The sequence below is a fragment of the Aquimarina sp. AU58 genome, assembly GCF_900312745.1.
Lineage (GTDB): Bacteria > Bacteroidota > Bacteroidia > Flavobacteriales > Flavobacteriaceae > Aquimarina > Aquimarina spinulae.
This window is the reverse complement of sequence record NZ_OMPD01000011.1, coordinates 23165-36712: the sequence shown is the minus strand read 5'-3', so window position 1 is coordinate 36712 and position 13548 is coordinate 23165. Positions and strand designations below refer to the sequence as shown.

The 13548-nt window shown below is 30.3% G+C and carries 15 protein-coding genes; 11 read left to right on the top strand and 4 right to left on the bottom strand.

The window, feature by feature from the left end:
* Nucleotides 1–10 precede the first annotated feature (10 nt).
* On the top strand, nt 11–1048 hold the full coding sequence (locus tag DK441_RS10110; RefSeq protein WP_109098632.1) for a sensor histidine kinase: 1038 nt from the start codon (nt 11–13) through the stop codon (nt 1046–1048).
* Entirely contained in the window at nt 1045–1791 is a 747-nt protein-coding gene (locus tag DK441_RS10105; protein ID WP_109098631.1) for a LytTR family DNA-binding domain-containing protein, read from the top strand. The genes DK441_RS10110 and DK441_RS10105 overlap by 4 nt, the downstream gene beginning before the upstream one ends.
* 16 nt (nt 1792–1807) lie before the next feature.
* On the opposite strand, the gene DK441_RS10100 is transcribed toward DK441_RS10105, so the two are convergent.
* The 3 genes from DK441_RS10100 to DK441_RS10090 all read right to left on the bottom strand — a co-directional run bounded on the left by DK441_RS10100 (nt 1808) and on the right by DK441_RS10090 (nt 4686).
* Nucleotides 1808–2587: a lipopolysaccharide kinase InaA family protein gene (locus tag DK441_RS10100; protein ID WP_109098630.1), complete on the bottom strand. Its 780-nt coding sequence runs from the start codon at nt 2585–2587 to the stop codon at nt 1808–1810.
* 97 nt (nt 2588–2684) lie between these two features.
* Nucleotides 2685–3740, bottom strand: a complete 1056-nt coding sequence (locus tag DK441_RS10095; RefSeq protein WP_109098629.1) for a glycosyltransferase family 1 protein — start codon at nt 3738–3740, stop codon at nt 2685–2687.
* Between the two features lie 4 nt (nt 3741–3744).
* Entirely contained in the window at nt 3745–4686 is a 942-nt protein-coding gene (locus DK441_RS10090; RefSeq protein ID WP_109098628.1) for a hypothetical protein, read from the bottom strand.
* A gap of 108 nt (nt 4687–4794) precedes the next feature.
* Here DK441_RS10090 and DK441_RS10085 point away from each other — a divergent pair, with 108 nt between their 5' ends.
* Both DK441_RS10085 and DK441_RS10080 read left to right on the top strand, forming a co-directional pair.
* On the top strand, nt 4795–5457 hold the full coding sequence (locus tag DK441_RS10085) for a class I SAM-dependent methyltransferase (protein ID WP_109098627.1): 663 nt from the start codon (nt 4795–4797) through the stop codon (nt 5455–5457).
* A 180-nt stretch (nt 5458–5637) separates the two neighbouring features.
* Complete coding sequence (locus DK441_RS10080; RefSeq protein WP_074408642.1) at nt 5638–6279, top strand: class I SAM-dependent methyltransferase; 642 nt, start codon at nt 5638–5640, stop codon at nt 6277–6279.
* Nucleotides 6280–6447: 168 nt separating this feature from the next.
* Here DK441_RS10080 and DK441_RS10075 read toward each other — a convergent pair whose 3' ends face one another.
* Nucleotides 6448–7398 carry a hypothetical protein gene (locus tag DK441_RS10075; protein WP_109098626.1) on the bottom strand — a complete coding sequence of 317 codons (951 nt, stop codon included), beginning with the start codon at nt 7396–7398 and terminating at the stop codon, nt 6448–6450.
* A gap of 208 nt (nt 7399–7606) precedes the next feature.
* On the opposite strand from DK441_RS10075, the gene DK441_RS10070 reads away from it, so the two are divergent.
* Genes DK441_RS10070 through DK441_RS10045 form a run of 7 tightly spaced genes read left to right on the top strand, consistent with a single transcriptional unit; the run spans nt 7607 to nt 13536 of the window.
* Nucleotides 7607–8176, top strand: coding sequence for an L-threonylcarbamoyladenylate synthase (locus DK441_RS10070; protein ID WP_109098625.1), 570 nt, complete (start codon nt 7607–7609; stop codon nt 8174–8176).
* A gap of 7 nt (nt 8177–8183) precedes the next feature.
* Nucleotides 8184–9608: a CCA tRNA nucleotidyltransferase gene (locus DK441_RS10065; protein ID WP_109098624.1), complete on the top strand. Its 1425-nt coding sequence runs from the start codon at nt 8184–8186 to the stop codon at nt 9606–9608.
* Between the two features lie 35 nt (nt 9609–9643).
* Nucleotides 9644–10660: a COX15/CtaA family protein gene (locus DK441_RS10060; RefSeq protein ID WP_109098623.1), complete on the top strand. Its 1017-nt coding sequence runs from the start codon at nt 9644–9646 to the stop codon at nt 10658–10660.
* A gap of 51 nt (nt 10661–10711) precedes the next feature.
* On the top strand, nt 10712–11230 hold the full coding sequence (locus tag DK441_RS10055) for a hypothetical protein (RefSeq protein ID WP_109098622.1): 519 nt from the start codon (nt 10712–10714) through the stop codon (nt 11228–11230).
* 43 nt (nt 11231–11273) lie between these two features.
* Complete coding sequence (locus DK441_RS26890) at nt 11274–11657, top strand: four helix bundle protein (protein ID WP_199915413.1); 384 nt, start codon at nt 11274–11276, stop codon at nt 11655–11657.
* A gap of 18 nt (nt 11658–11675) precedes the next feature.
* A complete protein-coding gene (locus DK441_RS10050; RefSeq protein ID WP_109098621.1) occupies nt 11676–12734 on the top strand; it encodes a nucleoid-associated protein in 1059 nt (352 codons plus the stop codon).
* A 28-nt stretch (nt 12735–12762) separates the two neighbouring features.
* Nucleotides 12763–13536, top strand: a complete 774-nt coding sequence (locus DK441_RS10045) for a sulfite exporter TauE/SafE family protein (RefSeq protein ID WP_109098620.1) — start codon at nt 12763–12765, stop codon at nt 13534–13536.
* The last annotated feature ends 12 nt before the right edge of the window (nt 13537–13548 follow it).

The window sequence follows — 13548 nt, the reverse complement described above, 5'->3', positions numbered from 1 at the left end:
ATAGTATACATTGAAAAGTAACAGAATATATTTTTATCTGCTCATCATTCTTTTATTGAATGCTCTTCATCTTATTAGTGAAATCTATGCCGATGGTTTAGAAGAAGGTATCATTGAAACCTTAATTCTGTTACCTGTCAGTTTTTCCTTTACTTTATTTGTCTTTTGGTCAAGATTGTATATCAAAAACACTATTGCAAACAAAATTATAACAAGCAAAAACAAAGTACGCTTTTTAAGTTTTTGGGCTATAGTTATTACAATCAAAACTCTAGTATTAACTTTTATTTTAAAAGGATTTAGTTCTTATTTTTTTAATGATGATGAAGGCCCCGAACCTTTCTTTGATTTAGCTTTTTGGGCAGTATTACTTGCTTGTTTCTCTATAATTGTATTTGTATATTTTATTGAGATTTTTCTTGAGTCTCAAAAAGAAAAACAAGATATTAAAGTAAAGCTAACCCAGTACCAAAGTGAAAAATCTATAGCTCAATATTTGGCCTTAAAGAAACAATTAAACCCCCACTTTCTTTTTAATAGTTTTAATAGTCTTCTGGGTTTAATTAGTATTGACAGCAAAAAGGCTGAATATTTTTTACAAGAACTATCTAATATCTACAGGTATAATTTAACCCAAAGTGAAGAAGTTGTAGTAACATTAAGAAAAGAGCTTAAACTAATATACTCCTACATGTCTTTACAAAAAATAAGGTTTGGAGAACACATAATTCTTGAAGATCATATCGAAGAAGCTAAACTTAATTTTTTACTACCTCCTATGACTTTAGAGTTGTTACTAGAAAATGCCATAAAACATAATGTCATTGAGAGTAATAAACCGTTAAAAATATCTATTATAAGTGAAGGTAATAGCATTAAAGTAATGAATAACTTTCAACCTAAAAATCATCATTATGAAAAGTCATTAGGAATAGGGCTTAAAAATCTAATCAATCAATATAAAATGCTGCATCCAGAAGTTCCGCATTTTAAAATAATCAATGGCAATTATATTGCTTATATTCCTCTAATAGAACCTGAATTATGATAAAAAGTATTATTATAGAAGACGAAAGTATTGCTGCCATTAGATTACAAAACTTAATTCAGGAAGTTAATGACCAAATTATAATCACAAAAGTACTTTCTTCTGTAAACGAATCTATACAATACCTATCTACAGAAAATCCCGATCTCATTTTTTTAGATATTAACTTATCTGACGGGTATTCTTTCGAAATTTTTAAAATACTGGATATTAATGTCCCTATAATATTTACAACCGCCTACTCTGAATATGCTATCAAAGCTTTTGAACAAAATAGTATTGATTACCTTTTAAAGCCAGTTACCAAAGAAACACTACAACGTAGTATAAATAAGTTTTTTTTACTTAATAAAAATCAACTTCCAAAATATAAAGATTTGTTTTTACACAATGATCATGAATACAAAAAACGATTTTTAATAAAGATGAATACCAGTTTAAAAACAATAGATATTAATCAGGTTGCCTATTTTTATACAGACGAAAAATTAACTTTCATTAAACTATGGGATGGTAAGAAAATACCAATTGATTTTTCTTTAAAAAAACTAGAACAAGAGTTAAATCCGTTAGATTATTTTAGAATAAACAGAAAATACATTGTTCATTTAAAATCTATTGGAGAAATGTACTACTCTTCTAAGTCGAGGATAAAAGTAGCTTTAAAACCTGTATCGCACGAGAATAATATATTTGTCGCTATTGAAAAACTAGGAAAATTTAAAAAATGGCTTTCGCTTTAATCATAACCGTTCATTTTTAATCTTCCCGATATTTTTTCTTCCAGAAAAAGATTTTTCTTTTTAACGCTATTTTATCATGATATTTCTTTTGAAATGCTTCAGTAAGTCCCCACATCTTTTGATACAGCATTGATTCATCCTCACCAGTTAACTTGGCATATTCATTCGACATAATTGCAACCATTTCCTTTTTGGGTGTTAATCTCGAAAAATTACGAATCCTGGTTTCCATATCTAAATCCCTAAACTCCATCCTATTTAGATCTACCAAATAAAAATCATATCCAGAACTTGTCTTTACGATCAAGGTATTCCCGGGAGAATGATCTAAAAACAGGATTCCTTTTTCATGAAGATCATACGTAAATCTTGTAAAAGCTCTTAAAATAGCTTCATGATCTGGGTAATCTGGCTCATGTACTAATTCGCGATACGTAAGATCATAATTGAGCAATTCACTAACATAATAGCTTTTTCTAAATAAAAAAAAGGTAGTATATAAATCATAGGCTAATGGGAATGGAGTTTTTATTCCCAGTTCTAATAATCTATTTGCATAATTATAAGACCTTTCCGCCTTTGATTTTCTAAAGAATCGATATACAACCTGATTTATAAAATTAGGAATCTTGAATGATTTGATAGTATACTTTTTACCTTCAATCTCTACAATTTTTATAACATTGCGTTCTGCATCTCCCAATATTTCATGATAATCATCAAAATGCGCTATTGTTTTCTGCACTTCGGTTTCAACTGATTTATAATCTGGGTGTATGATAAATTTACGTTGCATTCTTTATGTATAATAATCTAAACAAAAGTAACTTTTTGATACGGTTCCTCGGTAATTAGTATTTGGGGATAAGACAAACTTAGACACTTAGTATAAATTACAGTAAGGATTTGTATATTTCATTGTATTCTAATGCTGCTGTTTGCCAACTAAATTTTTCTAATTGGGTTTTAATTTTTTCCTCCATTATAAGTCTATTAGACTCAAAATAGGCAATTTTTGTTAAAAACACATCAGCCATATATTCAGCCCCTAATTCTTCCCAATAAAAACATGCTTCTCCTCCTATTTCGGGTAAAGAAGTTTTATTATAAAGAAAAATAGGTTTATTAAAGTTTAATGCTTCAACTACTGGTAATCCAAATCCTTCTCTTGAAGAAGGAAATACAAAAGCAAAACAATTAGTAAACAGCTTCACTTTTGTTTCTTCGGATACAATACCTTTCAAAAAAACTCTATCTTCTAAGTTATTTTCTTTAATTACATTTTTTAAATATAAAACATAATCGCTACTACCTTTTCCTGCAAGAATAAGTTTAAATTTTTCTGGAATGTGATTCATCATCAAAATAAGCTTCTCCAGGTTTTTATAGGGTCTCATTTCCGTAATACAAAAAAGATAATCATCTGTATTCTTTTCAGGGTCAATTAACGAGGTTTCTTTTAAAGAATTGCCATTATAGATTACTTTTTGTGTTTTTGATGCAGTAACATTGAAATGCTTATTCACCTCATCTTTGGTAAAGTGCGATACAAAAACAAGTACTTGTGCTCTATCTATTTTCTTTTGAATAAAATCCTTCGTTTTCTGATCTACTGTATCCTCATACATAAAATTAATATCATGAATCGTTAAAACATATGGGATTTTCTTATTCGAAGGTTCAATTTTACTTAGTTGGTTAGTAGAATGAAATATATAATTACGACCAAAAACACCCAACTGGCGATGTATTGAATAATAGTATTTAACAAAAATATTTTTCTGATTAAATATTGATTTATAACCTCCTTTTTTGGGGGTATAAAAAACATAATTCAGATCGGTATCAATAGATGAAAAAGCTTTAGACAAATGATATGAAAATTGCCCAAAGCCTTTATTTAAGTTTTTTAAGTAATGAAAATCTACAAATACTCTTTTATTCTTCACCTTATTATAAATTTAGAATTCTCTTTATCCAATTATCTATCAGGTACTTTTGATAGATTTCATCTGGTATTTCTTCATATTTATTTTCAAAAAAAGATTTAGGAATTTGAATATCGTTTTTATCTATGATTAAGATATTATTTGGGTTATAAAAATCATAGCTAGCAATAGCTGCATTGGTAGTTATTAGTTTTTTGTTGTTTCCTAAACTTTCAAAAACTCTAAACGATAGTCCATCTTGTCCTTCTCTATGAATATCTAACAATACATTAGAATGAGCTACTAACTCATTAACCTCTTTCATATTTATTCGTTCTGTAACGTACTCTACACTACTTTTAGATTCGATTTTCTTTTTACCGAAACTAACAATTTTATAGGAAACCCCTAACTCATCTAATTGTAATGCAATATTATCTATAACTTTAGATCGTTTACTAAACGTACTTATATTAAAAACCTCTTGTTCTATCGATAGGTTATTTTTGTTTTCTTTAAAAATATAATTTGTTGCAAATTTAAAATTATGGTTTTTTGAATCATTGGGCTCAAAAGTATATACCTCATTAAAAAAAGGTGCTACTAGTAATATTTTTGGTATTCTTTCTATATTATCATTAAAAAATGCTGTCAAATCCTCTGTAAATGAACTTATATTTTTAATAATCTGAGGCAGTAAAAAATTAGCGTTAAGCATTAGAATTTTATCTTGTTTCCCTATTTCATTTAATCGCTTAAGGATTTCTTTATTTAAGTGATTCTTTTTTATATCATACTTAAAAAAAGTTTTCCCAATAAAATTAAAAATTCGATGAAAAACTGTAGGATACTGATACCTAAAAGTGTGAAAGTTTATATGATTAACTTCATATCCCTGCTTTTTTAGACTCTTGGCAATTTCATCGTTAATCCCCAAAACATCTAGACTAATCAGTGTTATTTTCATGTTTAAAATAATAATAGAGACAAACTTACTAAAACTAAAGAATCATATTGCTAAAAAAGTAATTTTTAAAATCAATACATTTGTCAGCATTATATTAAAATTATTATAATGAATTATCTATTTATCATTTTACTTCTTGTGCTATTGGGGATTGCATTTCCTAAAATCCTCAAACTTATTAAACATAAGTCATTATATCCTTTTATGCCCTATAAATATAATTTTAGAAGAAGACGCATAACTTTTTCCAAAACATTGCAGCTTTTAAATGAACGAAATGCAAAAATATTGGTAGAGACAGGAACTTCGAGAAATGGTCTTAAAGCGACTAAAACTGATGGTGGAGCAACAATCGTTTTTGGTAAATGGGCAAAAGAAAATAGTGCAAAATTGCATTCTGTAGATATTAGTAAAGATTCTGTACAAGGGGCTCAGGAAGCAGTACAAGAAGAAAGTTTACAAGATAGTACAACAGTATATCTAGGAGATTCTCTAGACTTCTTAAAGAATTTCAACGAATCTATCGACTTTTTATACTTAGATAGCTATGATTATTCAAAAACCGATATAGAGATTCAAAAGAAAAGTCAGGAACATCACTTACAAGAATTTATCCTGGCTGAAGATAAACTGCATGATAAATCTATCGTTTTAATAGATGATTGCAGACTTCCCGGAGGCGGTAAAGGAAAAACAGTTGTAGAGTATATGCTAAAAAAAGATTGGGAGATTTTAATTAATGCATATCAAATTTTATTAGTAAAAAAATAATCTTTTTTTATAAGGTTTTAAAAAATTACTACACTTCAATTATCTATACTAATTAATGTGATTTTAGTATAGATCTATATATTTGCATGATATTTAGTAATTGCATCCTAAAAATAAAGTGATAATTTCTATTCAAAATGTAATTGCAAAAATTATCATTAACTAAAAAATATTATAATAATGGATTATGATAATAAACCCGAGGGGTACTACAATAATATCAGAAATGAAATGTTTTCTTTTTTTCCAAAAGAAGCAAAAACAGTATTAGATGTTGGTTGTGGAGAAGGTACTTTTGCTGCTTTTATTAAAGAAAAACACAATACTGAAACCTGGGGTATTGAATTAATGCCAGAGCATGGAAAAAAAGCCGAAAAGGTGCTCGACAAAGTTTTTATTGGTGAATGTGAAAAATTTATTGATGAGCTACCAGATAATCATTTTGATGTGATCTACTTTAATGATGTATTAGAACATCTTGTAGATCCATATTGGGTGCTAGAAAAAATTAAAAACAAACTATCACAAAACGGTGTCATTATAAGCTCGATACCTAACATGAGATACCATAGTGCTTTAAAAAATCTGGTACTTAAAAAGAACTGGGAATATGAAGAACACGGTATAATGGATAAAACACACTTGCGATTCTTTACTGGTAAGAGTATTGCAAATATGTATACGAGATTAGGGTATAAAATAGTACTTCATAAAGGTATTAATAAAACAAAATCTATTAAGCCATTTCTATATAATATTCCTTTTCTATTTACAGCAATGGATATGAGATATCTACAGTATGCTACAGTTGTTAAAAAGTAAGATCTAAGAAAGAGATGACTCATCTGCTTTCCTTGGATAATAAGAGTATCCATATTAACATATCACTTACTCTAAAACACAAAGGGTATTTTATATATAAATTAATAAAGGGTTCCAATGTTGGAACCCTTTATTTTTAAATTCTATCTAATTTTAGCGTCGATCAAACTACCAATTAATTCGATCTCTCCATCGGTTACGTTCTACATCGCCATACATCTTCTCTGTTATGGTTCCGCTTACATTAATATCCCAATGAGCACCAGCTATTGGTCCTGGAGCAGTGACAGAATTAAGAAGTAATGTTTGATGAGTAGCACAAGAGGATGAAAATACAACAGAACGATTATTAACATCACTTGGATGAGGTGAAACCGGACCATTATGATTTCTTAAAAAAGAGTTATTACTTAAATTAATTGAAATTTCTCTTCTTTCTCCAGAAAGTCTCCATCTTCTACGTTTAGGGTTATACTCTAACTTTACTCGTAAGAATATTCTATAGGTATCTACCCGAAAAGGTCCTCCTGTATTTAAATGTTCTGCATAAACTTCATGCACATATTTAAAAGCTCGAGGAGAAGTTCCTTGAACGTTACCCGAACCGCAATTCTCTACATATCTTTGTTTTCTAAATTCATATTGATTATCCACAACAACTGTTTTTGCCGCACCTATTCCTATCTCATTACCAGGCACTCCTTTCGGATTAACTCGGGTATAGGATACAGAACCAACTTCTTTAAGGTTTTCTATATTAGATTTTTGAGCTGCAATCCCTTCTTCATCAAGTTCATAAAATTTACCAGCATTAAACCAAATGATTTTTCCATCTAATTCAAACTCATTATCATTATTCAAAATCCCTTGAATTGCAGGTGAAACCTCCAGGTCTCTATCAAATGAGAAAAAAGAGTTCATTTCTAACTCCTCCATACCTAATTTTGAAAACTTAGAATAAAGATCATTAAATTCATTCCAATCTTTAAAAGAAAATCTATCCGTTTTTGATTCAATAGCTGACTCGATGTTTGTCTCTTCTCCAGTAGAATTGACATCTCCTTTTTCGCAAGAAATGATTACTGTCATCATGAACAGTAAAAAAATGATTTTTTTCATAATATTAAGGTTTTAAGATTATTTTTGCACAAAATAATTTCTGTCATGCATTCAGAATTTGTATAATGAAATTGGCCAATTCATAAATGAATGTTTTCAACAATAAGCATGTTACTGGCAAAAACAATAATTACAACTACTTTAACTTTTCTTACAAAAGAAATTTTAAAGTAATACCATTTCATAATCATCTATTAATTCAAAACTAATGTCTGATCAAATCATAGAAATCCAAAATGCAATCAACACATTAAAAAAAGGAGGGATTATTCTCTATCCTACCGATACGATTTGGGGTATTGGTTGTGATGCTACTAATGCAGAAGCAGTTGATAAGGTATATGCCTTAAAAAAACGGGAAGAAAGCAAATCCATGATTTGTTTGGTTAGTGATTTTAAAATGCTGCAACAATACATAGAAGAAGTTCCGGAAGTAGCCTATGATATTCTAAAATATGCTTCAAAACCTACTACTATTATCTATGACAGGCCTCTACATGTGGCAGAAAATATTATTGCAGATGATAATACATTAGGTATTCGAGTGGTAAGAGATCCTTTTTGCGGAAAACTAATTAGGAAGCTTAAAAGACCTATCGTCTCAACTTCTGCTAACATTAGTGGTATGCCTGCTCCAAAAAACTTAAAAGAAATACCTGCTGCAATTTTGGAAGGCGTAGACTATGTCGTAAATTTGCCCCTACAAAAAAAAGGAGCTAAACCTTCTTCGATTATTAAAATAGGAGGAGATAGTACCGTAAAAATTATTAGGAAGTAATTGATTCATGTCGGAAATCAAAAATTATAAAGAAGCATTACAACATCCAATTTTTGATACAATTGCCAAAGCATCAGCAAATCTAAAACTAGACAGCTATGTTATCGGTGGATTTGTAAGAGATCATATATTGCAAAGAAAAACTGCTAAAGATATTGACATTGTTGCTGTTGGCAGCGGTATAGCATTAGCAAAAGAAGTCTCTAATCTTTTACCGGGTAATCCCAAAGTACAGATTTTTAAAACCTATGGTACGGCAATGCTAAAAACTGAGGATATTGAGGTAGAATTTGTTGGAGCACGAAAAGAATCTTACTCTGAAAATAGTCGCAATCCCACCGTAGAAAACGGTAGTTTAGAAGATGACCAGAATAGACGGGATTTTACAATTAATACTCTTGCTTTACATCTATCACCAGAACATTACGGAGAAATACTGGATCCTTTTAATGGTTTAGAAGATCTTAAATCAAAAATAATCCGTACTCCTCTAGATCCTGATATTACGTATTCTGATGATCCTTTGCGAATGATGAGAGCAATTCGTTTTGCTACTCAACTCAATTTCAAAATAGAATCCACCTCGCTAGAAGCTATTGCAAAAAACAAAGATCGAATTAAGATCATTACCAAAGAACGTATCATTACCGAATTACATAAAATTATTTTAAGTGATAAACCGTCAACAGGTTTTAAATTACTAGAACAAACAGGTCTTTTGGATTATATTTTACCCGAACTTATTGATTTAAAAGGTATAGACGAAGTCGAAGGACAACGACATAAAGATAATTTTTACCACACCTTAGAGGTGGTAGATAATATTGCCCAAAACACAGATGATCTCTGGTTACGCTGGGCAGCTTTACTTCATGATATTGGTAAAGCACCTACCAAAAAGTTTAGCAAAAAAGTAGGATGGACTTTTCATGGTCATGAATTTGTGGGTTCAAAAATGGTATTCAAACTCTTTAAGCGTTTAAAAATGCCTTTGAATGAAAAAATGAAGTTTGTTCAAAAAATGGTATTAATGAGCTCCAGGCCTATAGTAATAGCTTCAGAAGTTACAGATTCTGCGGTTCGAAGACTGGTATTTGATGCAGGAGATTATATTGAAGAGTTAATGACGCTTTGTGAAGCCGATATTACTACCAAAAATCCAAAACGCTTTAAAAAGTATCACAATAATTTCAAGATTGTAAGGCAAAAAATGATTGAAGTTGAAGAACGAGATCATGTTCGCAACTTTCAACCTCCTGTTACCGGAGAAGAGATTATGAATACTTTTAATATCAAACCCTCTCGTGAAATAGGAATCATAAAAGAAGCCATAAAAGAAGCAATTCTAGAAGGCGAAATTCCTAATGAGCATGAAGCAGCTTATGAGTATATGGTAAAGAAAGGTGAAGAATTAGGGTTAAAAAGTAACTAAGATTTTCTATATCAAAAATTTGTATTAGCAAAAAAATGAAAAAAGACAATAAAAAGGTAATATACTGGTTGCTCACAGGCTGTCTATTGATTTTTATTATGGTTGTTGTTGGTGGAATTACCAGACTTACTCATTCTGGACTATCAATCTCTAATTATAAGTTAATTTCAGGCACTATTCCTCCTATGAGTGAAACAGAATGGAATGCTGCATTTGATTTGTACAAACAATACCCCGAATATCAAAAGATAAACCATCAATTTACTCTCGAAGATTTTAAAGATATTTATTTTTGGGAATGGTTACATAGAGTTATCGGAAGATTTATAGGTATCGTATTTATTATTCCATTCGTATATTTCTTAATCAGGAAACAACTTACGAAACCCACTATAAAAAAATCCATAATACTTATGCTATTAGGAGGCTTTCAGGGATTTCTTGGCTGGTTTATGGTAAAAAGCGGGTTAATCGACAGGCCCGATGTAAGTCATTATCGACTTGCCATGCATCTTACTGCAGCATTTATAACCTTTGCGTATACATTTTGGGTAGCTCTAGATCTTATATATCCAGACAAAAAACAAATAGACATTAAATTTAGAAATCTAATTCGATGGGGATTGGTAGTTCTTTTACTTCAAATTATATATGGTGCTTTTGTGGCAGGATTAGATGCTGGCTTGCTACACAATCATTGGCCATTAATGAATGACAGAACTTTAATTCATGAATCTGTTTATATAGAACAATCTCCTTTAATCAAGAATTTTGTAGAGGGAAAAAGCGGAGTTCAGTTCATACATCGCTATCTGGCTTATATCGTTGTAGGACTTATTGCCTTTATCTGGTATAGAAGTAAAAGAATTAAAAAAAACAATACTCAATCTAATTCATTAAATACATTAGTAATTATCGTATGTATCCAGTTTTTGCTAGGAATATTTACATTAATTTTTAGAGTGCCCATAGTATTAGGGGTATTACATCAAATTGTTGCTTTTTTCTTATTAGGGGCAATGACTTTTTCATTACATCGTTTTAGTAAATAACAATGCATTTATAGTATCTTTGCATTTCCAAATTAATTAATTAATTTAATAATGATATACCGTTTCAGAATTATCCTGGATACAGAAGAAGATGTATTTAGAGATATTGAAATAGAACAAGATGCTACTTTAGAGCAGTTTCATAATGTAATAACCCAATCTTTTGGTTTTGACGGAACAGAAATGGCTTCTTTTTACATTAGTGATGATCAATGGAATCAAGGAGAAGAAATATCATTATTTGATATGAGTGATGGTAATCAGCCTGTTAGATTAATGAATGAAACTACTCTTATTGATGTGGCTCATGAGGCTTCTCCCAAGTTAATCTATATCTATGACTTCTTAAACATGTGGACGTTTTTGGTAGAACTTGCTGAAATTGCTGAATATGAAAACGGAAGAGAATACCCAAATGTAATGTATATTCATGGTCAAATACCTGATCAGGCACCTGATAAAGAGTTTAAAGCAGACGAATTAGACGACTTTAATGAAGAGGGTGAAAATAAAGATTTCATGGATCTTGATGAATATGAAGATTTGGGGTTTGATGAGAATTGGAATTAATTTAGATAACAAAGTTTCATAGAAGCAAAGCCACAAAGTATATATGAGTACCTTCAGAAATTTAAAAATATGGCAAAAAGCTATAACCCTTGTTACTAAGATATACCAGGAAACTAAAGGTTTTCCTCAGGAAGAAATTTACGGTCTTACATCTCAAATAAAAAGAGCCTCAATTTCTATTCCTAGTAATATTGCCGAAGGCTATGGAAGAGAAGGAAAAAATGATTATTTAAAATTTCTTAATATTGCTATGAGTTCACTTTTTGAGCTACAAACGCAATTAGAAATTGGAAAAAACTTGAATTTTATATCTGAAAACAACTTCATTGCTATTTATGAAGACACTAGGGAATTAGAACGGATGCTTTCAAGCTTTATTAAAACCATTAAAACCTCAAAACAAACTACAAACTCTGCTACTCAGTAGCTTTGAAACTTATAAAAAATGATCAACTTATATAGCACTCAAATCGAATCATTATCGGTTCACCGGGTTGGAAACAAGAATAAAAATGAAAATATATTCTTGTCAGAATCGCCATATGTCCTTAATGACGAATTAACTGCACTTCTAAAAGAATATTTTTTTAAGCCTTTTAGAGAAAAGGAAGAGAATTATTTTCAATTTGCTAATGAAGTAGATATAGAATTTAATCCACTGTTTAAAATTGTAACCGAAATTTTTGAACACCCTTCTTCAGTTCATGAAAAATCTAAACGAATTGCTTCATTATTGTATGAGCAATCACAACATCCACATATTAAAAGTGGTGAGGTATATGTCACTTATTTAGACAATGTGACTATCGACAATGAAAAAGTTGATGCTATAGGTATCTTTAAATCAGAATTAAAACATGATTTCCTTCAGTTTGAAGAAAAAGAAGTTGATATCGAATTATTAATCCAACAAGGTGTAAACCTGAATAAGCTTGATAAAGGCTGCTTAATTTTTAATCACAAAAAAGAAGAAGGTTATAAAATCCTTTCTGTAGATTCTAATCGATACGATACAAAATACTGGTTAGAGCATTTCTTAGGTGTAGAGGCCTTTGCTGATGAGAATTTTTACACTAAAAAATACATGAAATTCTGCCAGGATTTTGCAAAAGATGTAGTGCTTCCTGCCGAAGATAAAAAAGAAGAAGTGATGTTTATGAATCGTGCTGTAAACCACTTTGCCAAAAATGATGAATTTGAAGAGTCTGCATTTTTAAATGATGTAATTGATAATCCTGATTTGATTCCAGAATTTAAGCATTACAAATCAGAAAAAGCACCAAAATATCAAATCGAAGACCTTACCACCTTTCCTATCGCTAATAATGCAGTAACTGCTGCTCGCAAAAAGATGAAAAATGTCATCAATCTAGACACTAATGTGCAGATAAAGATGGATTTCATTAACCCAGAGTCTGCGGAAAAATTTGTAGAAAAAGGATGGGACGAAGAAAAGCAAATGTATTACTACTTGGTATATTTCAATAAAGAACAAAAGACCTAAGAAAGCAAAAAGCTAATAACCATCTATTATGGATTTTATTCTGGTCGGTATTATAGCTTTATTAGGATCAGGATTAACATTTTTTTCTGGTTTTGGGTTAGGTACATTATTGATGCCGGTATTTGCAATATTCTTTCCTATAGATATTGCAATCGCTCTTACGGCAATAGTACACCTGCTTAACAATTTGTTTAAACTAACTCTTGTTGGTAAAAAAGCTAATTTGCAAGCAGTATTGCGTTTTGGGTTACCTGCTATTGTATGTGCCTTTTTTGGCGCATATACATTAGGAAAACTTACCTATATCGACCCCTTATTTAGCTACACTATTTCTAATACCCTATATGAAGTCACAGCAGTAAAATTATGTATTGCTATAGTATTAATCTTTTTCTCTCTATTTGATCTTATTCCAAAGTTGAAACGATTAGAGTTTGATATCAAATATTTACCTTGGGGTGGCGCACTAAGTGGCTTTTTTGGAGGATTATCGGGGCATCAAGGAGCATTACGAACAGCTTTTTTAATTCGGGCAAAACTTAGTAAAGAAGCTTTTATAGCCACAGGAGTTATTATTGCTTGCTTTATTGATATCTCGAGACTAACTATATATGCCAAAGATCTTTTACAATTAGGTGATCAACTTAATTACCCTATGCTTATAGTTGCAACATCAATGGCTTTTATTGGAGCTTACATCGGGAATAAGTTTCTTAAAAAAATCACCATACATACGATTCAAATAGTGGTAGGAGTTTTATTAATTGTTTTTGCACTACTTCTGGGAATTGGTATTTTGTAAATCTGATGTTAG